Source organism: Rothia nasimurium (assembly GCF_035916755.1).
In the GTDB taxonomy this organism is placed as follows: Bacteria; Actinomycetota; Actinomycetes; order Actinomycetales; family Micrococcaceae; genus Rothia.
In genome coordinates, this window is record NZ_JAYWIX010000002.1 from 370,791 (window position 1) to 392,076 (window position 21,286).

The 21,286-nt window shown below is 59.8% G+C and carries 24 protein-coding genes and 1 pseudogene; 17 read left to right on the top strand and 8 right to left on the bottom strand.

What is annotated here, in order from left to right; translation table 11 throughout:
- Positions 1 to 11 precede the first annotated feature (11 nt).
- The 3 genes from VSX42_RS03485 to VSX42_RS03495 are packed head-to-tail and all read left to right on the top strand — an operon-like array spanning position 12 to position 2,893.
- Positions 12 to 488: an NUDIX domain-containing protein gene (locus tag VSX42_RS03485; RefSeq protein WP_326502970.1), complete on the top strand. Its 477-nt coding sequence runs from the start codon at positions 12 to 14 to the stop codon at positions 486 to 488.
- Entirely contained in the window at positions 481 to 1,665 is a 1,185-nt protein-coding gene (locus tag VSX42_RS03490) for a glycine betaine ABC transporter substrate-binding protein (RefSeq protein ID WP_326502971.1), read from the top strand. Before VSX42_RS03485 ends, VSX42_RS03490 begins: the two co-directional genes overlap by 8 nt.
- Before the next feature lie 10 nt (positions 1,666 to 1,675).
- Positions 1,676 to 2,893 (top strand): pyridoxal phosphate-dependent aminotransferase, encoded by a 1,218-nt coding sequence (locus VSX42_RS03495; RefSeq protein WP_326502972.1) that lies wholly within the window; start codon positions 1,676 to 1,678, stop codon positions 2,891 to 2,893.
- Here VSX42_RS03495 and VSX42_RS03500 read toward each other — a convergent pair.
- Positions 2,890 to 3,129 carry an exodeoxyribonuclease VII small subunit gene (locus tag VSX42_RS03500; RefSeq protein WP_326502973.1) on the bottom strand — a complete coding sequence of 80 codons (240 nt, stop codon included), beginning with the start codon at positions 3,127 to 3,129 and terminating at the stop codon, positions 2,890 to 2,892. The genes VSX42_RS03495 and VSX42_RS03500 overlap by 4 nt on opposite strands.
- A 36-nt stretch (positions 3,130 to 3,165) precedes the next feature.
- Positions 3,166 to 4,488, bottom strand: coding sequence for an exodeoxyribonuclease VII large subunit (gene xseA, locus VSX42_RS03505; RefSeq protein WP_326502974.1), 1,323 nt, complete (start codon positions 4,486 to 4,488; stop codon positions 3,166 to 3,168).
- Positions 4,489 to 4,730: 242 nt separating this feature from the next.
- Here xseA and VSX42_RS03510 point away from each other — a divergent pair, with 242 nt between their 5' ends.
- Positions 4,731 to 5,846, top strand: coding sequence for a hypothetical protein (locus tag VSX42_RS03510; protein ID WP_326502975.1), 1,116 nt, complete (start codon positions 4,731 to 4,733; stop codon positions 5,844 to 5,846).
- Between the two features lie 20 nt (positions 5,847 to 5,866).
- Positions 5,867 to 6,958, top strand: coding sequence for a 4-hydroxy-3-methylbut-2-enyl diphosphate reductase (locus VSX42_RS03515; protein ID WP_326502976.1), 1,092 nt, complete (start codon positions 5,867 to 5,869; stop codon positions 6,956 to 6,958).
- A gap of 191 nt (positions 6,959 to 7,149) precedes the next feature.
- Here the strand turns inward: VSX42_RS03515 and VSX42_RS03520 are convergent, their stop codons facing one another.
- Entirely contained in the window at positions 7,150 to 8,457 is a 1,308-nt protein-coding gene (locus VSX42_RS03520) for an HAAAP family serine/threonine permease (protein ID WP_326502977.1), read from the bottom strand.
- An 84-nt stretch (positions 8,458 to 8,541) separates the two neighbouring features.
- On the opposite strand from VSX42_RS03520, the pseudogene VSX42_RS10905 reads away from it, so the two are divergent.
- A pseudogene (locus tag VSX42_RS10905) lies at positions 8,542 to 8,865 on the top strand (DMT family transporter).
- Here VSX42_RS10905 and VSX42_RS03530 read toward each other — a convergent pair.
- Positions 8,862 to 9,257 (bottom strand): hypothetical protein, encoded by a 396-nt coding sequence (locus tag VSX42_RS03530; protein WP_326502979.1) that lies wholly within the window; start codon positions 9,255 to 9,257, stop codon positions 8,862 to 8,864. The pseudogene VSX42_RS10905 and the gene VSX42_RS03530 sit on opposite strands and share 4 nt — an antisense overlap.
- Positions 9,258 to 9,468: 211 nt before the next feature.
- Between VSX42_RS03530 and ychF the strand changes: the two genes are divergently transcribed.
- From ychF to VSX42_RS03555, 5 genes are all read left to right on the top strand, one after another.
- Positions 9,469 to 10,554: a redox-regulated ATPase YchF gene (gene ychF, locus VSX42_RS03535; protein ID WP_326502980.1), complete on the top strand. Its 1,086-nt coding sequence runs from the start codon at positions 9,469 to 9,471 to the stop codon at positions 10,552 to 10,554.
- 172 nt (positions 10,555 to 10,726) lie between these two features.
- Positions 10,727 to 11,185, top strand: a complete 459-nt coding sequence (locus VSX42_RS03540; protein WP_326502981.1) for a hypothetical protein — start codon at positions 10,727 to 10,729, stop codon at positions 11,183 to 11,185.
- Positions 11,186 to 11,306: 121 nt separating this feature from the next.
- Positions 11,307 to 11,663 (top strand): zinc ribbon domain-containing protein YjdM, encoded by a 357-nt coding sequence (locus tag VSX42_RS03545; protein WP_326502982.1) that lies wholly within the window; start codon positions 11,307 to 11,309, stop codon positions 11,661 to 11,663.
- Positions 11,664 to 11,686: 23 nt separating this feature from the next.
- Positions 11,687 to 13,063 (top strand): MFS transporter, encoded by a 1,377-nt coding sequence (locus VSX42_RS03550; protein WP_326502983.1) that lies wholly within the window; start codon positions 11,687 to 11,689, stop codon positions 13,061 to 13,063.
- A 163-nt stretch (positions 13,064 to 13,226) separates the two neighbouring features.
- Entirely contained in the window at positions 13,227 to 13,904 is a 678-nt protein-coding gene (locus tag VSX42_RS03555; protein WP_326502984.1) for a hypothetical protein, read from the top strand.
- A gap of 101 nt (positions 13,905 to 14,005) precedes the next feature.
- Here VSX42_RS03555 and VSX42_RS03560 read toward each other — a convergent pair whose 3' ends face one another.
- A complete protein-coding gene (locus tag VSX42_RS03560; protein WP_326502985.1) occupies positions 14,006 to 14,698 on the bottom strand; it encodes a TetR/AcrR family transcriptional regulator in 693 nt (230 codons plus the stop codon).
- Positions 14,691 to 15,341 (bottom strand): TetR/AcrR family transcriptional regulator, encoded by a 651-nt coding sequence (locus VSX42_RS03565; RefSeq protein ID WP_326502986.1) that lies wholly within the window; start codon positions 15,339 to 15,341, stop codon positions 14,691 to 14,693. The genes VSX42_RS03560 and VSX42_RS03565 overlap by 8 nt, the downstream gene beginning before the upstream one ends.
- 230 nt (positions 15,342 to 15,571) lie before the next feature.
- Between VSX42_RS03565 and VSX42_RS03570 the strand changes: the two genes are divergently transcribed.
- Entirely contained in the window at positions 15,572 to 15,730 is a 159-nt protein-coding gene (locus tag VSX42_RS03570; protein ID WP_326502987.1) for a hypothetical protein, read from the top strand.
- A gap of 145 nt (positions 15,731 to 15,875) precedes the next feature.
- The gene (gene tpx / locus VSX42_RS03575) at positions 15,876 to 16,370 is read left to right on the top strand and encodes a thiol peroxidase (RefSeq protein WP_326502988.1); all 495 of its coding nucleotides are present in this window, start codon (positions 15,876 to 15,878) and stop codon (positions 16,368 to 16,370) included.
- 150 nt (positions 16,371 to 16,520) lie between these two features.
- Here the strand turns inward: tpx and VSX42_RS03580 are convergent, their stop codons facing one another.
- Both VSX42_RS03580 and VSX42_RS03585 read right to left on the bottom strand, forming a co-directional pair.
- Positions 16,521 to 16,847 carry a branched-chain amino acid transporter permease gene (locus VSX42_RS03580; RefSeq protein WP_326502989.1) on the bottom strand — a complete coding sequence of 109 codons (327 nt, stop codon included), beginning with the start codon at positions 16,845 to 16,847 and terminating at the stop codon, positions 16,521 to 16,523.
- The gene (locus VSX42_RS03585) at positions 16,840 to 17,811 is read right to left on the bottom strand and encodes an AzlC family ABC transporter permease (RefSeq protein WP_326502990.1); all 972 of its coding nucleotides are present in this window, start codon (positions 17,809 to 17,811) and stop codon (positions 16,840 to 16,842) included. Before VSX42_RS03585 ends, VSX42_RS03580 begins: the two co-directional genes overlap by 8 nt.
- Between VSX42_RS03585 and VSX42_RS03590 the strand changes: the two genes are divergently transcribed.
- The 4 genes from VSX42_RS03590 to VSX42_RS03605 all read left to right on the top strand — a co-directional run bounded on the left by VSX42_RS03590 (position 17,810) and on the right by VSX42_RS03605 (position 21,155).
- The gene (locus VSX42_RS03590) at positions 17,810 to 18,265 is read left to right on the top strand and encodes an OsmC family protein (protein WP_326502991.1); all 456 of its coding nucleotides are present in this window, start codon (positions 17,810 to 17,812) and stop codon (positions 18,263 to 18,265) included. The two genes, VSX42_RS03585 and VSX42_RS03590, sit on opposite strands and share 2 nt — an antisense overlap.
- A 114-nt stretch (positions 18,266 to 18,379) precedes the next feature.
- Positions 18,380 to 19,858 (top strand): amino acid permease, encoded by a 1,479-nt coding sequence (locus VSX42_RS03595; protein WP_326502992.1) that lies wholly within the window; start codon positions 18,380 to 18,382, stop codon positions 19,856 to 19,858.
- Between the two features lie 248 nt (positions 19,859 to 20,106).
- Complete coding sequence (locus VSX42_RS03600; protein WP_326502993.1) at positions 20,107 to 20,736, top strand: thymidine kinase; 630 nt, start codon at positions 20,107 to 20,109, stop codon at positions 20,734 to 20,736.
- A gap of 233 nt (positions 20,737 to 20,969) precedes the next feature.
- Positions 20,970 to 21,155 carry a hypothetical protein gene (locus tag VSX42_RS03605; protein WP_326502994.1) on the top strand — a complete coding sequence of 62 codons (186 nt, stop codon included), beginning with the start codon at positions 20,970 to 20,972 and terminating at the stop codon, positions 21,153 to 21,155.
- Positions 21,156 to 21,286 lie beyond the last annotated feature (131 nt).

Consider the following 21,286-nt stretch of genomic DNA (forward strand, 5'->3'; position numbering starts at 1 on the left):
AGGAAGAAGAGATGCCCCTGGTGATGGATACCCGCCCGGCCGCTTACGCCGTGGTGATTGAGGACGGCAAGATTCTGCTCTCTCGCTGGGTACCGCATATTCCCGGTTACCGCCCCGGCTGGACTCTACCCGGTGGCGGCATGGATCCCGGCGAACAGCCCCATGAGACTGCTGTGCGCGAAGTCTTTGAAGAAACCGGTTACCGGGTGGAACTTGACCGCCTGCTGGGGGTACATGCGGCCTACTTTGAGCCCGAAGCCGGGGCAACCCGTCCTTTCTGCGCCCTGCGTACCCTCTATACTGCCCACGTCACCGGTGGAGAACTTACTGCCGAGGTCGGCGGATCAACCGACCTGGCAGAGTGGGTGCCTTTGGCCGAGCTTGACCAGCACTTCTACTATTCCCTGGTGGACGAGGCCGCCCGCCTCTTAGGGTACGCGGACGCCCGTGAGCTGGCAGCCAGCTACCGGGAGGGTTTACATGACTAGGGAAACGACTAAGGAACAAGGACGCCCGTGCACGCAGAGCTACCGCGCCCAGCTGGTTGCTCTCGCTGCGGCCACCGGCCTTCTACTGAGCGGCTGTGGCAGCTCACCGACCGGCAGCGGTGCAACTACCTCGACCAGCCCCGCCACGACCGCTACCCTGCGTATCGGTACCGGGCTAACGGCTGAGACCCGCCACGCAGCCTATATCTACCAGGCTGCCCTGCAAGAAGCGGGCTATACCGTTGAGGTAGTTGAGACCGCCGACAGTCGCCCCGCCTACTTCGCCAGCATGGGTATAGATACCGCTGTCACCGCTACAGCCAGCCCTACTGCAACCGGCCCGGCAGATGGGCTTGTGCATATCACCCCTGATTTGTCTGGCGACCTGCTCCTCTACCTCACCGATAACGGAGCGGTTAGCCCCACCATTATCGAAGAGGAGCGGGCTAGCGCCGCGGCAGAAACCAGCCCCACGCCAACCCCCACTGCGAGCGTAGAAGCTAGTGCGGGCGCGTCCGCTGATTCCAGCCCTACCGCTACACCAAGTCTTACTGCCACGCCCAGCCCCAGCGCTACCTCGCTTAACGTGCGTGGGCTTAGCAGCAACGACATCGTCAGCTACGTTGACCGTGCCCTGCCCGATACCGCTGAGGTGCTCTCACCCTCGAGTGCCACCAACCGGTATGGCTACGTGGTCACCCGGGCTACTGCCCAGCGTTACGGTCTTGAGACCATGAGCGACCTGGGGCAGGTCTGCTCTGAGCTGAGCCTGGTTGCCCCCGAAAGCTACGCCACCAACCCTAGCGGCGCCAGCTTGCTGAGCACCCACTACAGCTGCACCCCGGGAGCCAGCAAGACCGCTGATAGCCGGTCAGATCAGGCCCAGGAGCTCATCACCGGCGCAACCAGCATGAGCTACATGTACTCAGCCAGCGCAGAGATCCCGGCCAATAACCTCGTGCTGCTTGAGGATCCCGAGCGCACTCAGCTCGCGCAAAACATCGTGCCCGTCACCCGCGCCGGGGAGCTGCCCCAGCAGGTCAAGGACATCATCAACGATGTCTCCGCTAACCTCGACACCGATTCCCTGGTACGCCTCAATACGCTCACGAGCGGTGATAACCCCGTCTCAGAAACCGACGCCGCCCATTTCTGGTTGACCAACATGAAGGGGTAATCTAAATCTCATGGCATTCAAGCAATCAAAAAAACTTCAAAACGTTCTCTACGATATTCGCGGGCCCATTCTGGAAGAAGCCCAGCGTATGGAAGCGCGCGGTCACCGTATTCTCAAGCTCAATATCGGTAACCCGGCGCCCTTCGGTTTTGAAGCGCCTGAAACCATCATGATGGATATCATCGAGCACCTGCCCTACACCCAGGGCTACTCTGATTCCCGTGGCCTTTACTCTGCCCGTACCGCCATTGTGCAGTACTACCAGAACGAGGGCATCATGAACATCACCACCGACGACGTCTACCTGGGTAACGGCGTCTCGGAGCTGATTCCTATGACCCTGCAGGCCCTGTTGGATAACGGGGACGAGATTCTGGTCCCCAGCCCCGACTACCCCCTGTGGACGGCTGCCACCCAGCTTGCAGGCGGCAAGCCGGTGCACTACCTCTGTAACGAAGAGGACGGCTGGCTGCCCGATATCGAGGACATCAAATCAAAAATCACCCCCAACACCCGCGGCATTGTGGTCATAAACCCCAATAACCCCACCGGTGCTGTCTATACTCCCCAGGTACTCCAGCAGATTGTTGACCTGGCGCGAGAACACGAGCTGGTAATTTTTGCTGATGAGATTTACGAGAAGATTCTCTACGACGGTGCCCAGATGACCCACGTGGCAGCTCTTGCAGGCGACGACGTGCTCACCCTGACCTTCTCGGGTCTTTCCAAGGCCTACCGGGTCTGCGGCTACCGTGCTGGCTGGGTGGCTATTTCGGGGCCCAAGCTTGCGGCTGCCCCCTTTATCGAGGGTATTAACCTGCTGGCTAATATGCGCCTGTGCGCTAACGTGCCTGCCCAGCATGCCGTACAGACCGCCTTGGGCGGCTACCAGTCCATCAACGACCTGATTCTGCCCGGCGGACGCCTGAAAGAGCAGCGGGACCTGTCTTACAAGATGCTCAGCGAAATGGACGGCGTGACCGTGCAGCAGGCTGAGGGTGCCCTCTATCTCTTCCCCAAGCTCGATATCGATAAGTTCAATATCACCAGCGACGAGCAGTTCATGCTTGATTTGCTACGGGAGCAGAAGATTCTGCTGAGCCATGGCACTGCCTTCAACTGGTCAGCGCCCGACCACTTCCGCCTGGTCTTCCTGCCCGATACCCGCACCCTGGCCGATGCCCTGGAGCGCCTGGGTAACTTCCTGGCTGACTACAAGCAGAACTAGGACGTCTGGTTCTGGCGGGCGGCGTCCAGGGTTGCCTGGGCGCCGTCGAGCCATGCTTCACAGCGCTGAGCAAGGGCCTCGCCTCGCTCCCACAGGGCAATAGATTCTTCAAGCGTGCTCGCACCGGACTCCATGCGGGCTACAACCTGCAGGAGCTCTTCACGGGCCTGCTCGTAGGTCAGCTGCTCAACCGGAGTCGCGTTGAGTTCTGTCTTGAATTCGATGGCGTTGCTCATAGGTTTCCTTTCCTCAACCTGGCATCTGACCAGGTTCTAGTGGTTTTTCGCGTGCACGGCGGTAACGGTTGCGTCCACAGCGCCGGCTGCCGCGCGCACACTAATGTTTTGACCCTCGCACAGGGTGCGGGCATCGCGTACCAGCTGGCCGGAGGCGTCCTGCATCACCGCATAGCCGCGCTCCAGAGTCTGCTGGGGCGACAGGGCCGTAACCCGCGCCCGTAGCTGGCTAATAAGATCACGGTCTCTGGCTAGACGATGGACGGCCGCGCTCGAAGCCCTCGCCCGTAGTCGCTCAATATCCTCTGACCTAGCCAGCAGGGCTGAGCCCGGGTTGGCAAGAACCGGACGAGACCGTACCTGGGCTAGACCGTAACGCTCAGCGGACACCAGCTGCTCCACAGCCCGTACCAGCTGGTAGCGGGCCGATGCGAAGAGCTCCCGCTCCTCGCGGACGTCCGGAACAATACGCTTACCGGCATCGGTAGGGGTCGAGGCCCGCAAGTCTGCTGCGTGGTCCATCAGAGGGGAATCAGCCTCGTGGCCAATAGCCGATACGACCGGGGTATGTGCTGCTGCAACGGCCCGAACCATTGCCTCCTCAGAGAAAGGCAGCAGGTCTTCAAAGGAGCCGCCACCGCGGGCAATCACAATCACGTCGATGTCGTCCCGGTTATCTAGCTCAGCCAGTGCAGCCGTCACCTGGGCAACCGCGTTCACGCCCTGCACCGCAACCTCCCGCACCTCAACATCAACGGCGGGCCAGCGCAGGGAGGCGTTACGGATGACGTCCTTCATGGCGTCCGAATCACGGCCGGTAATCAAACCCACCCGGCGGGGGAGCAGCGGTAGCGGCTTCTTACGTTCGGGACTAAAAAGGCCCTCAGTCTGTAGCTTGGCACGCAACTGCTCAATAAGCTCCAGCATAGAGCCCACACCCACCGGCTTGATGTTAGAGCCCTGCATCGATAGGCGACCGGTCTTCACCCAGAAATCAGGCTTGAGCTGCAAAACCACCCGAGAGCCCCGCTCCAGCTGGCCCTGCACCTTAGCCATCTCTGAGCCCCAGACCGTGACCGATACCGAGATTTCCTGCTCAATATCGCGCAGCGTCACGTAAGAAACCCTGCCGCGGTGGTTGAGCTCAATAATCTGCCCCTCCACCCAGGTCGGTACGCAACGGGCAATATACTCGTGCATCTTATTCGACAGCACATGCAGGGGCCAGGGATTATCGACGCTAGTCTGGCCAGCGCGTTCCGCTAGTTGCCGGGGTATGCCCTGGGCCTGCTGCTCTTGCTGGGCCTGTAGCTGCGCCAGCGTCAGATGGCCGGGTGCCGAATCACCAAAACTGTTCATACACCTACTTCTACCACCGCTGGCTGACACTTTAAGCATTGAGCCAAGAAAAACTGTCTTTTTCTGCTGCGGGTTTTTGAAAGGTTACGCAGGCTCACGCTCGCTGCCGACCCTCTCACCCGGTTCGCTAGCGCTCACTAGGTGATTCACGCCAGCCCCGAGCCAGCAGCTTCGCTGCGAGCCTGCTCCACCTATAAGAACGGCCCAAGCAAATACCCAGTAAGACCGGCTACCATGCAAGCATGACGGGTACCCGCAAGAGCACAGAAGACTATGGCGACGGCAACTGGACGAACCCCTACGTTCAGGCCGAAAATCAGCGCGCCCAAGAAGCAGCCCAGGCTGCCTACCAGCCTGAAGTACAGGTGCAGGGAGTAGCGTCCGCTCCGGTGGCGCCCTACGCGCCTCGACGTCAGCGCCGCCGTCCGGCCTTTAGCCTGGCCAGGCGTTTTCTCTGCGTCCTGCTAGCCCTCCTTACGCTGGCTACCGGGCTGACCGCAGCCACAGCCTACTGGGCGCAAACCACCCTGGTAGATACCGAAAACTTTGCGGCGATGACCGAGTCCATCGCCTATGACCAGGACTTCCAAAATAGCCTGGCAAGCGCCGTCACTGACGACATCATGGCCTCACCCGCTATTGAAACCTACCTGGGCGATGGTAACTCCACCGCCTGGTACGGGGGAGTACAGAACTGGCTCTATGATCAGACCTATACCCTGGTCGACGGGGCTACCAACTCGCTGGTGACCTCCGATGCTTACCCCCAGCTGTGGGCCCAGGTGATTTCAGATACCCACGCCTATAACTTCTCGGGTGAAAGTCGCCCGACGGTGCTTGACCTTTCTGCCCTCTATGACCAAGCCGGGGCGTCTGTGCAGTCGGCGACCGGCTTTGGTGTTGATACCTCAAGCCTGCCCGGCCGTACCATCACCCTGGATACGGGGCAGAACATCTGGCCTATCAATTCCACTATCAATACCCTGATATGGTTGGCCTCTCTCTGGCAGCCCCTGCTGGTGGTCAGCGGCGTATCCGCCCTGCTCGGGTTCCTGCTCTGGCCCCGCAACCGCTTTGCCTACTTAGCTTTCATCGCCTTTGGCGCAGCAGCCCTACTCTGGGTCGCTGGCCTCCTGGGCGGCGGTGCCTCACTTACCGCCGGAATACAGCTACCGGCTAGCAACGCGGCCGTCCTATTCCTGCAAAAACTATCTGAAACTATCACCGCATCTTTCGCCAGCTACCACAAGGGCCTGGTCTTCAACCTGCTGATTGCGGGGGCGGTAATGACACTTCTTGCTCTTCTCTCAGCGATCATGGGGCTGACTGCGAGAGAAGCCACTGCGCGCACCCGCTAGAACCACGTAGGATAGAGACTATGTCTACCCAAGAGAAGACCATTAAACTGGGTCTGCCCACCGTACCCCGCGTGCGCAGGACCCGCGAAGAAGTTGAGGCAGCCGCCCCCACCGGCGACAAGAAGGTGCTCCTAGCAGCGCCCCGCGGCTACTGCGCTGGTGTTGACCGCGCCGTCATCGCCGTTGAAAAGGCCTTAGACCACTACGGGGCCCCCGTCTACGTACGCAAGCAGATTGTTCACAACCGCCACGTGGTTGAAACCCTCGAAGCTCAGGGCGCAATTTTTGTGGACGAGGTGGAGGAAGTCCCTGAGGGTGCCGTCACCGTCTTCTCCGCCCACGGCGTGTCACCGGCTGTTGTGGCCTCAGCGGAAGAGCGTCAGCTCAACACTATCGACGCCACCTGCCCCCTGGTTTCCAAGGTGCACCGCGAGGCTGTGCGCTTTGCCAAGCAGGACTACGACATCCTGCTCATTGGCCACACCGGCCACGAAGAGGTTGAGGGTACCGCTGGCGAAGCCCCTGACCACATTCAGATTGTGAACTCACCTGACGAGGTTGATCAGGTGACCGTACGCGACCCCGAGAAGGTCGTGTGGATTTCGCAGACCACCCTGTCTGTGGACGAAACCCTTGAAACCGTTGCCCGCCTGCGCGAGCGCTTCCCCACCCTGCAGGACCCGCCCTCCGACGACATCTGCTATGCGACCTCTAACCGCCAGGGCGCCATCAAGGAAATCGCTCCGAAGGCTGATCTGGTGATTGTGGTGGGTTCGACCAACTCGTCGAACTCCGTGCGCCTGAAGGAAGTCGCTCTGGAATACGGTGCTAAGCAAGCCTACCTGGTGGACTACGCCAATGAGGTTGATGAGGCCTGGTTCGAGGGCGTGACCACCGTGGGTTTGACCTCCGGTGCTTCGGTGCCCGAGGTGCTGGTGCAGGACGTGCTACGTCTGCTGGCAGACTACGGTTACGTTGACGTTGAGAAGTTTGAGACCGCCAAGGAAGATATTCTCTTCTCGTTGCCTAAGGAGCTGCGCGCTGCCCTGAAGAATGATTCGGGTGAGCCCGCGATGCGACTGGGAGGACGAGGAGCGAAGCCGAGCCGGTAAAATCGCGAAGCGACCGGCTCGGCTTCGCGCCGAAGTCCTCTTCCGTTAAAAATTTGCCCACGATTGGGCACATTTAGGAAGTGAGGAGTGCAGCTGAGCCGGTAAAATCGCGAAGCGACCTCCATGTACCTTGCGCGAAGAGTTTCCCTATAAGAAAAGGCCCCGCACGGGGCCTTTTCTTGTGGGGCTAGTTAGCTGGGAATTAGGCCGTAGACGACGGCGGAGAAGGCAGCGATGCCTGAGATCACCACGAAGATGTTGGAGAGTTTGCCGCGGTAGGGGGCCAGTGCCGGTACCTTGTGGATGGCCCACATGGGCACGATGAAGAGTACTAGGGCCATCACGGGGCCTACCAATGATTCGATGAGGGAGAGGACGCTGGGGTTCAGCACGGCTGCGATCCAGACGGTAACCACGATGAAGACGTTGACAGCTACGTTGAGGGCCTTATCGCTGATGCGTTTTTTCTCGGGATCGAAGTTCTTTCGGATAATACCCGCTGCTCCTTCGTGCCCGCCGAGCCAGTGGCCGAAGTAGGAGGAGACAATGGCAGCGATGGCTACGATGGGGCCGAGCCAGTTGATGAAGGGGGCATCGAATTCGTTGGCCAGGTAGGAGAGGATGGGGAGGTTTGAGGCACGGGCTTCAGCGAGGCCGTCCGGACCGATAGCCAGCACGCAGGACCAGACGAAGCCCATGGTGAAGACGGTCAGAATGATTGAGGTCACGCGTAGCACGCGGGATGCCTTGACCGAAGCGAAGCCGTGGTACTGCTTGCGCATGGCAACCGAGAACTGGGAGATAGCCGCTGCGTGGTAGAAGGAGAAGACGAGCACCGGCAGCATGAGCCAGAGGGTCATCGAGAAGTTGTCGGGTGCCGGTACTTGGCTAAAGCCGTTCAGCGACCAGTGGGGAATCAGGTAGAGGGTGAGTGCGGCGAGTACCAGAATGAGGGGGTAGACCAGGAACTGGGTCACCATGAGCATGAATTTTTGACCGATAATCATGACGGCGCTCATGGCGCCGACGAGCAGGGCGGCAAGGAGCCAGCGGGGCAGCGGTTCTAGTCCGAACTGGTTGGTGAGGAAGGAGTCAACGGTGTTAGTGATACTGACGCCGTAAATGAGCAGGATGGGGTAGATAGAGAGGAAGTAGAGCAGGGTAAAGATTTTGCCGAAGCCTCGGCCAAAGAATTCTTCGGCTACCTCTGTGATATCTGCTGTTTGTTTAGAGCTGGCGGAGACCATGCGGGACAGCCCGCGGTGAGCCAGGAAGGTCATGGGCCAAATCAGGACGGTTGCAGCCAGCAGGGGCCAGACACCGCCAGCGCCCGCGTTGATGGGGAGGAAGAGGATGCCCGCGCCAACCGCTGTGCCGAAGAGGCTGACGGTCCAGGCTGTGTCTGTGCGGTTCCACCCCGGCGCCCGGGATGCGGCGTCGCCCATTTCGATGGCTGCGGTAGAGACATCGGTGTATTCGTTGTTGCCCTTGTGAGACATACAAAAACTCCTAGATTCACATCGTTGTGAGATACGTGTGCTTATTATTCTAGCCTTTTTGTACGGGGCATGCAGAATGAGCCTATGCCCTACCTTTTCCTCGCGCTCGCCATTGGCTCGGAGCTCATTGCCACCACCCTACTGAAATACACCGAGGGGTTCACCAAACTGTGGTTTACCCTGGGCTGCCTGGTGGGCTACGGTTTCGCTTTTTTCATGCTGTCGCTGGCGGTGCGGGACATCCCGGTCGGGGTTGCCTACGCCCTCTGATCGGGGCTGGGCACCGCTGCCATCGTCGCCATCGGTGCGGTCTTTCTCGGGGAGCCTATCACCCTGGTCAAGGTGGTGGGCATTTCCCTGATTGTTGCCGGGGTGCTGGTGCTCAACCTGGGCGGGGCTAGCCACTAGTTCTGGTAGCAGATTTCCTCCCAGACGGGCCGATAGCCCAGCTCCTCATTGACCTTGATCATGGCCGGGTTGACGGCTGAGTTCATGGTAATAATTTGCCGGATATGGGGTGCGGACGCCGGCAGGCGGGTATGGCTGAGTACCTTGAGGGCACGGGAGAGGCCAAGGCCGCGGTGCTCTGGCATGACCACGGTAGATTCCTGCCAGGCTGAGGCATTGCGTGTATCGGTGGGATAGGTCAAGGCCGTTAGCGCTGCAATCTTTCCTTGGTGTAGGGCTGCCGCATACATCAGTTTTTCTCCTGATGCGTGGGTTTTCTCCTCTATCTCGCGCAGACGCTCAGGGGTGAAGTTTGAAGCCTCCCAGCGGACTTCTCCAGTGGGCTCATCCACTTCTAGCTGGTGGTAAGCAGCTGGTGATGTCCCGAGACGAAAACTGCGCTTTTGTCATGCTGACCAGCATAAAATACTGTGCTATAGGTAACAAGAGGTGGGTGAGGGGAATCTGCCTGAATTACCCCGCCGGTAGCGGGCGTCCGCACCGCGTGCAGGGCTTCACTAACGCTCCCGCGCTTGCTTGACTCACCCCTGTAAACTAGAAACCGTGGCTTTAACTATTGGAATTGTGGGTCTGCCCAACGTCGGCAAGTCGACCCTCTTTAACGCACTGACCAAAAACAACATCCTGGCAGCGAACTACCCCTTCGCGACCATCGAACCCAACGTGGGCGTCGTCAACCTGCCCGATGAGCGCCTGGCCCGCCTGGCCGAAATCTACGGTTCCGAGCGCATCCTGCCCGCAACCGTCTCCTTCGTTGACATCGCCGGTATCGTTCGCGGCGCCTCCGAGGGTGAAGGTTTGGGTAACCAGTTCCTCGCGAACATCCGCGAGGCTCACGCCATCGCCCAGGTCGTCCGCGCCTTTGACGACCCCGACGTCATCCATGTCGACGGCAAGGTAGACCCCGCCAGCGACATGGAAACCATCAACACCGAGCTGGTGCTGGCTGACCTACAGACCCTGGAAAACGCTATTCCCCGTCTGGAAAAGGCTGTCAAAATCAAGAAGGGCGACCCTGCCCAGCTTGAGGAATACAAGAAGGCGCAGGCCGTACTGGAACAGGGCGACACCCTGATCTCTAAGTACGAAGAAACCAAGATTGATATGGCTCTGCTCAAGGAGCTGAACCTGCTCACCTCCAAGCCCTTCATCTACGTCTTTAACTCGGACGAGGGCGTCCTCGCCTCTGAGGAAAAGCAGGCTGAACTGCGCGCCATGGTCGCCCCCGCTGAGGCCGTCTTCCTAGACGCCAAGCTTGAGGCTGACATGGTTGAGCTCTCTGAAGAAGAAGCCCGCGAAATGCTGGAGATGAGCGGCCAGGACGAGTCCGGCCTCGACAAGCTGGCCCGCGTTGGCTTCTCTACCCTGGGCCTGCAGACCTACCTGACCGCTGGCCCCAAGGAAACCCGCGCCTGGACTATCACCAAGGGCGACACTGCCCCCCAGGCTGCCGGCGTCATTCACACCGACTTTGAGCGCGGCTTCATCAAGGCAGAGGTTGTTTCCTTCTCTGACCTGGACGATGCCGGCTCCATGGCTGAGGCCAAGGCCCGCGGCAAGGTCCGTATGGAAGGTAAGGACTACATCATGCAGGACGGCGACGTGGTGGAGTTCCGCTTCAACGTCTAACCTCCAAGCCAGATCTTCCCTTGGAAAAGTGCAAGTGCCCCGCGAACAGTGCGGGGCACTTGCACTTTTTCGATAGCATCTTATGCGCGTGTGCGGTGTGTCGTCTACCGCTCATAAGTATGCTTTTGGCACAATAGGGGATACCAAGCTACCTGATGAAAGAAGGTTTATCATGAAAGCACGTCTAGCGTTCATCGCCGGTGCAGGTATCGGTTATGTGCTGGGTGCTCGCGCAGGCCGCGGCCAGTACGAAAAGATCAAGACCCAGGCTGCCAACGTCTGGAACGACCCCAAGGTGCAGAGCGGCATCAAGACCGCCGAAGAAACCGTCAAGGAACAGGCGCCCGTCGTCGCAGAAAAGGCCAAGGAAGCCGCTGTAGCGGGTGCTGAAAAGGCTAAAGAAGCTGCCACCGCAGGCACCGAGAAAGCCAAGGAAAAGGCTGAAGAGGTCAAGGGCGCCCGCGCCGAGGCTAAGGCCGAGAAGCAGGCAGAAAAGGCAGAAGCTAAGGCCGAAAAGGAAGCCGAGAAGGCCAATAAGAAGGCCCAGAAGCTGGTCGACGAGGCCCCTGCCGATATCGTCTCGGACCCCGCCACCGATATGAACGACGAAGGCCCGGCAACTACCAAGTAAGGCCCCCTACGTTTAGCCCCAGAACCTTCCGCTCTTCGACGCCCCGAAGAGCGGGAGGTTTTGTGCTTTTATCTGGGATAATGGGGAGCAACCTAGACACCACCTAACTTTTGGAGACCCCATGTCTGATGCCCCCGCACCCGCCTGCCCCGCCTGCTCTGAAGAGTACTCCTATCAGCAGGGGGACCTTTGGGTCTGCCCCATGTGCGGCCACGAATGGGCCGAAGCTGATGCCGCTGAGGCAGAAGAGAGCGGCTCCAAGGTGCTCGATGCTGTCGGCAATGAGCTGGTGGACGGCGATTCCGTCACTATCACCAAGGGCCTCAAGGTTAAGGGCGGTGCCGATATCAAGGCTGGCACCAAGGTACGCGGTATCCGCCTACTCGAAAGCCCCGTCAACGGCCATGATATTGAAGCTAAGGTTCCCGGCGCAGGCCAGATGTACCTCAAGTCCTCCGTCGTCAAGAAGAGCAACTAAACCCTGAAAGTAGTGGCCCACCCGTGAAATGGCTGGTGTGGGCGGTTGCCATAGCCGCCTACGTGTTCTCAATTATCAACCGCAGCTCCTTTTCGGCGCTGGGGGCCACTGCCCAAACCCACTTTGGGGTTGAGGCTACAGCTATTTCCCTTTTCATCATGCTGCAGCTGGTGGTCTACGCCAGCTGGCAGGTACCGGTGGGTGCCCTGCTTGACCGTAAGGGGGCGCCGGTGCTGATTGCCGGTGGCCTGACCCTCATGACAGCTGGCCAGTTTCTCCTGGCTCAGAGCGAGACTGTGCCCCTGGCCCTGCTAGCGCGTGTGCTGGTGGGCAGCGGGGACGCCTGTATCTTCGTCAGCCTGATTCGCCTGATTTCAGACTGGTTTACTCCTAAACAAATCCCGGTGGTCAACCAAATTAGCGCCAATATGGGCCAGATGGGTCAGCTAGTTGCCGTCACACCCCTGGTCACCCTGGTGGGTGCCCTGGGCTGGCAGGGCGGTTTTACTGTTCTCGCCGCTATCGGTTCTTGCCTTCTGCTTCTGGCCCTCTTCACGCTCAGGCCGGCTCCCGGCAGGGCTACCGTAGCCCAGGGGCTGGGCCGCCGTGCTCGGCGCGGACGGGGGAGCGCGTCCGCCCGGCGTCCGCTCCCTGACCAGGAAGAAGCCAACCGGGCCCGCACCGACCACCCCTACCCCGTTACTGACTCCCTGCCCGTTCTTCCCCCGGCCTCGGGCCCAGGTTTTGCGGCTTCTATTCGGCAGGTACTTGCCTACCCGGGCGTGCGCCTAGCCTTTTGGGTGCACTACGTGACGGCCTCCATGATTTTCTCCATCATGCTGCTGTGGGGTATGCCTTTCCTGACCGGGGGCCTGGGCTATAGCCGGTCCCTGGCCTCGGGCATCGTCAGTACAGTGGTGGCCTCCATCGTCATTGCCGGGTTCTTCACCGGCTCGATTCTCTCCCGCTTTTCTCCTTACCGGGTGCACATCGCGGTGGGTAGCAGCCTGCTCAACCTCAGCCTGTGGTCCTTGATTTTCTTCTGGCCCGGAAATGCCCCCACCGCCCTGGTATATGCGGCGGCTATCACCCTGGGTGTCAACGGCCCGGTGTCCATGGCAGCTTTTGAGGTGGTGCGTTCGCACGTGCCCCAACACCAGCGCGGTCTAGCCACGGGCATCGCCAATATGGGAGGATTCGTAGGAGCCCTCACCATCGTGTTCCTGATCGGCCTGATTCTTGACAGCCTCGGCGCCGGCACCCCCGAAACCTACACTCTTGAGGCCTTCCGCTGGGCTATGGCCAGCCACATTCCGGTGATTCTGCTGGGCATTCTCATGATTACCCTGCTCTACCCCAAGGCCAAGAGGGCGCTGGCAGGCCGGGCGCAGGCGTCCTAGTTTCTCAGGGGCGGACGCCCGCCGCCCCTCCCAGCCGACAGGCAGCAAACGCACGGGGAGGGGCGCGGTATCTTGCCCACATTTTCCGGTTTTCACTGGGCAGGTGCTACCGCGGTCTTTAGAATTAAAAGCCGCACACCACGCCTTACCCTGTGAAGGAAACATGACCAGAAAATCAGTCGTCCTGTTCACTAGCCTTGCCCTGCTGGCCCTCACCGCCTGCCAGCAGGAAGAAGTGATTACCCGCGTTGACCCGCAGACCGCTTCGGCAAGCGCAAGTTCAGTATCGCCCAGCCCTACCCCCACCGTTGAAGCGACCACCGCAACGCCTACTCCAGAATCGACTCCCGAACCCACCACCGCAGAGCCGACCCCTGAACCTACTCCCGAAGATCCCTTCCCTGGCACCGTCTTTGCCGAGAACGGCGTGACCTTCTTCGTGCCCCAGGACTACGTGCAGGACGCCACCCCCTCCCAGGCAGAAATCTTCACCTACCAGTTCACCCACTACCGTAGCGCCGAGGACGCCGCGGGCCGCTTTATGGTGGGCACCCCCTATAGCGATGAGCAGGGGCGTAGCGCCGAGGAAATGGAGAAGGAAACCGTAGCCCGGCTCACCCCGGCCTGGTCAATCAACGAGACCGTTGAGACCATCAACTACACCCGCGAAGACGGTGTGCGTGTGATTCGCTCCGAGGTACGTTTTGCTTCGAGTAATGCCCCCGGCTACATCTTCACCCTGGATAACGGGCACGAGCTGATGCACGCCGCTATCTTGGTAGACGACGCCAACCCTGACTTCCTGAAGAAGATTGAGGATTCTATCGGCTTCGCCTGGTAGCAGGCACCTTAGTCAGAAGCCTATACACGCAGCGGGCGGAACCGGTGCCGGTTCCGCCCGCTGTGGCGTTTAAAAAGTTTCGCTATAGGTTTGCCCCGCTTTTAGTTTTCTTCTGTGGTCTCTTCTGGGGCGTGCAGCTTGCCCACGCCCTCTGACAGGGCAATGAACTCGTCGATGTCTTCCTGGGTTGCATAGGGTACGGGGTGTACGAGCAGCTCGTTGATGCTGGAGCGGAAGATGTAGCTGAGGCTGACCGGGTCTGAACCCTTGCCGCCGATAATAGCCTTGGTGGTTAGGCCGTAGCTGAGCATGGTGAGCTGGTTAGCCTGTACCTTGACGTCAGTTCCGGCCTTGAGCTGGCCCGCCTGATCAAGGTGTACCAGCATGTCGTAGAAGAGGGTGCGGATGCGCTCTAGGCTGGTTACCGAGACTTTCTTGATTTCAGGGGTGGAGCGTAGCTCGGCCACCATGCCCAGGGTGATACGGGAAACCGCACGGGAACGCGGGGTCAGCGGGATGAAGTGCTCAAGAATCTTGACGGTGTTGAGCACGTCCTGCCCCTGTACCGATACTGCCCGCATACTGGCCTCGGTCTCTACACCGATAAGTTCCAGGGCGTAGGTAACCAGTTCGACGCGGCTGTCGAAGGAGTGGCGCAGCGAACCGGTGGAAATGCCGGCTTCGGCTGCCACATTGCGAATGGTGATAGCGCTGACGCCGCGTTCGTTGAGGAGCTTCCAGACCGCCTGGGAAATAACTTTCTTGCGTTCGTCGTGGTCAATGAGCTTAGGCACTGAAGAACTCCTGACTGTAGTAGTCGAGGTCCTGCTCTTCGGGGTAGGTGAAGATTTCCAGCAGGGTCTCGAAGTGGGTGAGCATGGGGGCCATGAGCTCTTCGTCGCTGGCTTCACCGTCGGTGAGCAGGTAGAGGCAGTTGATACCCCACAGCAGGGCTACGAGTTTTTCTACCTCTAGGTCAATATCGATATCGTCGCGCACAAACCCCTGGGCCCGCAGCTGGCTGAGCAGGAAGCCGTAGGCGTAGAGGAAGTCCTTTTCGCGGGACTGCAGAATCTTGGCGATACCGGGAATCGTTGAGGCATCGGCCAGCATGCCCGCAACCACGGTGATAAAGAGCTTGCCGTCTTCAGAGACGGGGGAGAGCTCGGTGAAGATTTCTTCGAGGCTGTAAATCAGCTCGTAGTTGAAGGTGCGGCTGGTCAGGGCCCGAATGAAGCGCTTGCCCACATAGTCGAGAGAGAACTGCATCATCTCTTCGTGAGAGGGGAAGACATGGCGCAGGGAGCCTGTAGAGATGCCAGCTTCGGCGGCTACGGTTCGCACAGATACGCCGCGGACGCCTTCACGGGCTAGCACCGCCCAGACCGCCTGGGCGATTTCTTGTTTGCGTTCTTCGTGGTTGATGAGTTTAGGCACAGTTTAACTTTAGATGATGGTGTGGTTACTGGTACTGCACCCTGTCTTTTTTCGTAGGATAACGAGTTTATGACGAGGTGCAACAGGTGCGCTAGGGCGCTAGGCAGGCAGGCAGCCAGGTGCTCCCCGGTGAAGGTATCTGTGGCAGCAAGCTGAGCGGCAGTCCCCTCAAACACGATTGTACCGCCGCCGTGGCCAGCTTCTGGACCCACATCTATGATGTGGTCAGAATGGGCGTTCACGGCCTCGTGGTGCTCGATGCAGAGCACGGTGGTGCCGGAATCGACCAGCTGGTCGAGCAGGGTGAGGAACTGCTGAATATCGGCCAGGTGCAGGCCGGTGGCGGGCTCGTCAAAGACATAGGTGACGTCGGTGAGCGGGGAACCTAAGTGGCGCACCATCTTGGCGCGCCGGTCAGACCCTCAATCGCATCAACATCGGGCCGATCCTGCCGCTCACCCCGGCTAAGACCTACAGTTACCCGCACAGCGCAACACCTTGCACCACCCCGGTTGCCTGCGCCACAATACAACTATGGCTACTACACATCTTGAAGGCAATGACGTACAGACCGTAGGCGACCTGCCCGCCGTAGGTTCCACAGCACCCGCATTCACCCTGGTGGGCACCGACCTCGACGCAGTCACCTCAGACTCATTCGAGGGTAAGAACCTGGTCCTCAACATCTTCCCCTCCATCGACACCGGCGTCTGCGCCGCGTCCGTCCGCAAATTCAACGAAGAAGCATCCAAGCTCGAGAACACCACCGTCGTGTGCATCTCCAAGGACCTGCCCTTCGCCCTGGGCCGCTTCTGCGGCGCTGAAGGCATCGAAAACGTTGTCTCAGCCTCAGCCTTCCGCGATTCCTTCGGCGAAGACTACGGCATCACTATGGCGGACGGCCCCCTGGCCGGCCTGCTGGCCCGCTCCGTTGTCGTCGTCAACGCCACCGGTGAAATTGTCTACGCCCAGCTCGTGGACGAAATCACCACCGAGCCCGACTACGAGGCAGCGCTCGCAGCTCTCTAGAATAGAGACACTGAGCAACATTTAGCGCAGCAAACATACTCTCGCCGACTGACCCTCTCGCTCCTCGCCTAGAGGCTCGTCGCGATTCACGCCAGACCCATCCAGTCGGCTCCGAGTATGTTTGCTGCGCTTTTTGGTTGAAGTATCTCCTTAGAAAATCCAGTTAGCAAGCACCACGCAGGTTGCTGTACCCACGATGAGGGAGAGCGCCAGGTTCTTCCGCCACAGGTGGGTAGCAACCGTCACCACAGCACCCGCTAGGTAGGGCAGGGCTGTCTCGCGGGAAGAGTAGTCGATTTCTGCCATCACGTAGAAGCCCAGGCAGATAATGGCGCCCATGGGCAGCCAGACAGCTAGGTTAGAAACCAGTGCTGAATCTTTGAGCACGGACTTCACACCGAAAGGAATCAGGCGCAGGGCAAAGGTGATGCCGGCAGCCAGGAAAATAGCTGAAAGAATGTAGCCGGTGCTAGGCATGCGGGGCCTCCTGGGCAGATACACCCTTGCGCTGGGTGGCCAGATGGCGAATGACGAGCAGGACCACCAGGGTCAGCAGGGATACCAGCAGCATAGAATGCGGGGCGAGGACGATGGCCGTCAGCGAGGCGATAATCGCAAAGGACGCTGTGATTCGGTCCTTGACCGCCCGGTAGGCGTCGATAGAGAGCACCAGGAACATGCCCGTCATCACGAAGTCAACGCCTTCTAAATGGGAGAGAAAAGTGGCTCCTAGAATAACGCCCAGGGTGGAGCCGCCCCACCAGGACACCCAGAGCACCACAGAAACCGTCATGATGCGGGAGCTACGAAAATTCTGCGAGCCCGGGGCAGTATTCAGGGCGTAGGCCTCGTCGCAGAGCATATACACAGCCAGGGCCTTAGCCAGGTTTCCCCTGACGTTCTGCAGGGGGTAGGAGATGCCATAAACCAGGTGCCGGGCGTTCATCAGCAGGGTCGTAGAAGCAATCAGACTCAGCGGCGCAGCGGCGGCAATCATGCCCACCAGCAGGAACTCCACCGACCCGGCAAAGACGATAGCTGAGAGAGCAGGCGCCACCCACCAGGGCAAGCCCACCGAAGCTACCAGCACGCCCAAGCCCATGCCCATGACCACAAAGCCGACGCAGAGCACACCCGCTACACGCAGACCCTCCTTAAAACCGCTTTCGCCGGGCAGCTGGCTGATGTGCTCACCGGTCACCGGTGCGGACGCCGCCGCCCTGCTGGCGGGGCCCGGCAGATTGGTGGGGGTAGAAGGCGCTGACAGCTGACCTGTATCTGGGCTGGTGTGGTGCATAGCAATAAGTTTAGATAAAACTAGAGAGACTCCAATTTTCTGTTCAGTATGTAGCTCCTTGCCCTCACCAGAAATAAAACCTGTGCTGACGCCGTTACCCGAGTACCGGCGTCCGCGCCCCACACCGAGAGAAAGAAAAACCATGACCGAGAAAACCACCCGCACCGAAGACCCCAACTACCGCGCCGTGACCGTTGAGCGGGTAGCCTCCCGCCACTACCGCGCCACCAACGCCAAGGGCGACACCCTCGACTTCGGCCAGGGCGAAGGCCTGCTCACCCCCGTCGAACTGCTCCTAGCCGCTATCGCTGGCTGCTCCGCCATCGACGTCGACGTGGTCACCGGCCGCAAGTCAGAACCCGAAACCTTCACCGTGCACTCCTCCGGCCTGCGCAAGGTCGACGAGAACAAGGCCGTGAGCCTCGACGACATCGAAGTCAGCTTCAACGTGCGCTTCCCCGCCACCGAAGAAGGCGAAAAAGCCCGCTCCATGGTTGACCGCCTGATCAAACTCTCCGCCGAAAAAGACTGCACCGTCTCCCGCACCGTCGAACATGGCGCGTCCGTCACCTTCATCAACGAAGATAAGCAGAGCTAAATCACGTTGCCCACCCGGGGGTGCAGGGCGCTTGCGGTGGTAATCTAAAGTTTGTCTTATGCCCCCTAAGTAAAACTGTTGGGGGCTCATTACCACCGAAAGTAGCAGCACACTATGTCTACTGAAGCGCAGTCTGCACCCACCGGGCAGACCAAAGAAGAGCTCAAGCGCGGCCTCGCCAGCCGCCACCTCTCCATGATCGCCATCGGCGGCGCCATCGGCACCGGCCTGTTCGTCGCGTCCGGCTCCACCATCGCCGAAGCTGGCCCCGGCGGCGCCCTGCTGGCCTATGCCCTCATCGGCATCATGGTGCTGCTCCTCATGCAGTCCCTGGGCGAAATGGCAGCCAACCTGCCCGTTGCAGGCTCCTTCCAGACCTTCGCCTCCCGCTACGTCTCAGACTCCTTCGGCTTCGCCATGGGCTGGAACTACTGGTTCAACTGGGCCATTACCGTGGCTGCTGAACTGGTGGCTGCCGGCGTCATTATGTCCTACTGGCTCCCGGACGTTCCCGGCTGGGTCTGGGCAGGCGTCTTCCTGGCCATCATCCTGGGTATCAACGTGCTCTCGGCCCGCTCCTACGGCGAATCAGAGTTCTGGCTGGCTACCATCAAGGTGGTCACCGTTATCGTCTTCCTGATCGCTGGCGTCGCCATGATTTTCGGCATCCTGGGCAACCACGAGGCCGGCTTCGGCAACTGGACCGAGGGCGAAGCTCCCTTCAAGGGCGGCTTCCTCTCTATTCTGGCTATCTTCATGGTCGCCGGTTTTTCCTTCCAGGGTACCGAGATGATCGGTGTTGCCGCTGGTGAGTCTGAGAACCCCCGCCGCGACGTGCCCCGCGCCCTCAAGAGCGTTTTCTGGCGCATTATGCTCTTCTACATTGGTGCTATCGCTATTATCGGTACTCTGATTCCCTACACCAGCCCCAACCTGCTGCGGGCGGACGCTACCGACATCGCCTACTCACCCTTCACTATGGTCTTTGAGAACCTGGGTGTTGCTTTTGCCGCTTCGGTGATGAACGCCGTCATTCTGACCGCGATTCTCTCGGCCGGTAACTCAGGCCTCTACGTTTCATCCCGTATGCTCTACGCCCTGGCGCTGGAGGGCCGTGCTCCCAAGATTTTTGCCCGCGTGAACTCCCGCGGTATCCCCATGCCCGCCCTGCTCATGACCGCTGCTATTGGCCTCTTTGGTTTCGTCTCTGCCGTGGTGGGCGAGGGTTCTGCCTACACCTGGCTGATTAACATCTCTGGCCTGTCGGGCTTTATCACCTGGGTGGGCGTGGCGATTTGCCACTACCGCTTCCGCCGCGCCTACGTTGCCCAGGGCAACGATGTGAACGACCTGCCCTACAAGGCCCCCCTCTTCCCCATTGGCCCCATCGTTGCGCTGCTCATGTGCCTGCTGGTGATCGCCGGACAGAACTACAACGCTATCTTCGCTGGCCACTGGTTCGAGGTTGTCTCGGCCTACATTGGTCTGCCCATCATTATTGGTGTCTGGCTGGTACATAAGATTGTGACCGGTTCAAAGACTATCCCGCTCAAGGACGTGGACGTCTCAGGTATCGAGGTCTCAGGCAAGTAAGTCTCTGTGTGAGAAAGGGGGAGGGCACCGGGGTTTCCGGGGCCCTCCCTTTTTCGTGTATCTAGGTGCGTTTGGCTCCAGTATGTACCAGCCCCTGCCCACTTTGAGACCGATTTCTGGACACTGCGTGGTACAAAGTCGGTTGGTCAGCGCACGGACGCCTGTGAACGGGGGAGCGCACCGGGCTAGAATGGTGTGGTTTGGTTTTGTTCTCTGTGTACGTGTTCTGGGTTGAAAGGTGTGGCCGCGTGGCTAAGCTCTATTTCCGTTTTGGTGCCATGAATTCGGGTAAGTCGACTGCGCTGCTGCAGGCTGCTCATAACTATGAGGAGCGGGGCCAACGGGTGCTCCTCGCCAAGCCCCGTATCGACAGCAAAGGCGATAACCAGGTGGTCTCCCGCCTCGGTATCACCCGCCAGGCAGACTTCCTCATCGGCCCCCATGAAAGCGTCCTCGACCTCTTCCACACCGCCGCCGAACAGGCCGAACACGCAGACGCAGACACCCGCCTCCACTGGCACCTACCCGTCTCCTGCCTCCTCGTAGACGAAGCCCAATTCCTCTCCGCCGAACAGGTAGACGACCTCATGCGCATCGCCGTCCTCGAGAACATCCCCGTCATGTGCTACGGCATCCGCACTGACTTCAAAACCAGAGCCTTCCCCGGGGCCGCTCGCCTTCTAGAGATCGCCCACACCCTGGAAGAACTCAAAACCATCTGCCGCTGCGGCCGCAAGGCCCTCTTCAACGGCCGCACTGTAGACGGCCGATTCGTCTTCGCCGGCGACCAGGTAGCCATCGACGGCCTAGACGTGGGCTACGAGTCCCTCTGCCCCACCTGCTACCTCGAAGAATCAGCAGGGAAACTCCTCCAATAAGACCATCCCACCGGCCCTGACCTGGCATCGTCCCAAGTCAGGGCCAAAAATTTTTTTGAGAAATTCCGCCCAAGGTCTAGCTAAGCACCCTTCCTTGGGGTTAGCATAAATCACAGATGCGCATCTACAGTACCCCTCTAATAAGATCCGAGGTAACCCCAGTGGACTAGGGCAAAGCCCTGCCCGGCACCGAAGCCAACCCCTGGGAACCTTCCCAAGAGACAAGGACTGCTATGACCAGGAAACTAACACTGGGTGGCCGCATCGCCGCGGCCGCAGCCGTCGCCATGACCGCCCTCTCCACCACGCTCGCCGCACCGGTCCAGGCCAACCCCTACCAGCCCTACGATTCAGCCGTGGGCATCTTCAACTGCTCAGCCTCCGTCATTCAGCTCCCCCGGGGCCAGGGACACGGATAAGGCCCTGATTATGACCAACGGCCACTGCATCCTGCCCGTTTTTGACCGCTACCTCAAACGGGGTGAGGTAATCACCAACTACTCCCTCTGGCGGCTGAATAAGCCCTTCTTCAAGGAAATCACCTTCCACG

Bases quoted from the DNA above. Each gene is read 5' to 3' on its own strand.
- VSX42_RS03485 (WP_326502970.1), top strand. From the start codon at position 12: ATGCCCCTGGTGATGGATACCCGCCCGGCCGCTTACGCCGTGGTGATT.
- VSX42_RS03490 (WP_326502971.1), top strand. From the start codon at position 481: ATGACTAGGGAAACGACTAAGGAACAAGGACGCCCGTGCACGCAGAGC.
- VSX42_RS03495 (WP_326502972.1), top strand. From the start codon at position 1,676: ATGGCATTCAAGCAATCAAAAAAACTTCAAAACGTTCTCTACGATATT.
- VSX42_RS03500 (WP_326502973.1), bottom strand. From the start codon at position 3,129: ATGAGCAACGCCATCGAATTCAAGACAGAACTCAACGCGACTCCGGTT.
- xseA (WP_326502974.1), bottom strand. From the start codon at position 4,488: ATGAACAGTTTTGGTGATTCGGCACCCGGCCATCTGACGCTGGCGCAG.
- VSX42_RS03510 (WP_326502975.1), top strand. From the start codon at position 4,731: ATGACGGGTACCCGCAAGAGCACAGAAGACTATGGCGACGGCAACTGG.
- VSX42_RS03515 (WP_326502976.1), top strand. From the start codon at position 5,867: ATGTCTACCCAAGAGAAGACCATTAAACTGGGTCTGCCCACCGTACCC.
- VSX42_RS03520 (WP_326502977.1), bottom strand. From the start codon at position 8,457: ATGTCTCACAAGGGCAACAACGAATACACCGATGTCTCTACCGCAGCC.
- VSX42_RS03540 (WP_326502981.1), top strand. From the start codon at position 10,727: ATGAAAGCACGTCTAGCGTTCATCGCCGGTGCAGGTATCGGTTATGTG.
- VSX42_RS03545 (WP_326502982.1), top strand. From the start codon at position 11,307: ATGTCTGATGCCCCCGCACCCGCCTGCCCCGCCTGCTCTGAAGAGTAC.
- VSX42_RS03555 (WP_326502984.1), top strand. From the start codon at position 13,227: ATGACCAGAAAATCAGTCGTCCTGTTCACTAGCCTTGCCCTGCTGGCC.
- VSX42_RS03570 (WP_326502987.1), top strand. From the start codon at position 15,572: ATGGGCGTTCACGGCCTCGTGGTGCTCGATGCAGAGCACGGTGGTGCC.
- tpx (WP_326502988.1), top strand. From the start codon at position 15,876: ATGGCTACTACACATCTTGAAGGCAATGACGTACAGACCGTAGGCGAC.
- VSX42_RS03580 (WP_326502989.1), bottom strand. From the start codon at position 16,847: ATGCCTAGCACCGGCTACATTCTTTCAGCTATTTTCCTGGCTGCCGGC.
- VSX42_RS03590 (WP_326502991.1), top strand. From the start codon at position 17,810: ATGACCGAGAAAACCACCCGCACCGAAGACCCCAACTACCGCGCCGTG.
- VSX42_RS03585 (WP_326502990.1), bottom strand. From the start codon at position 17,811: ATGGTTTTTCTTTCTCTCGGTGTGGGGCGCGGACGCCGGTACTCGGGT.
- VSX42_RS03595 (WP_326502992.1), top strand. From the start codon at position 18,380: ATGTCTACTGAAGCGCAGTCTGCACCCACCGGGCAGACCAAAGAAGAG.
- VSX42_RS03605 (WP_326502994.1), top strand. From the start codon at position 20,970: ATGACCAGGAAACTAACACTGGGTGGCCGCATCGCCGCGGCCGCAGCC.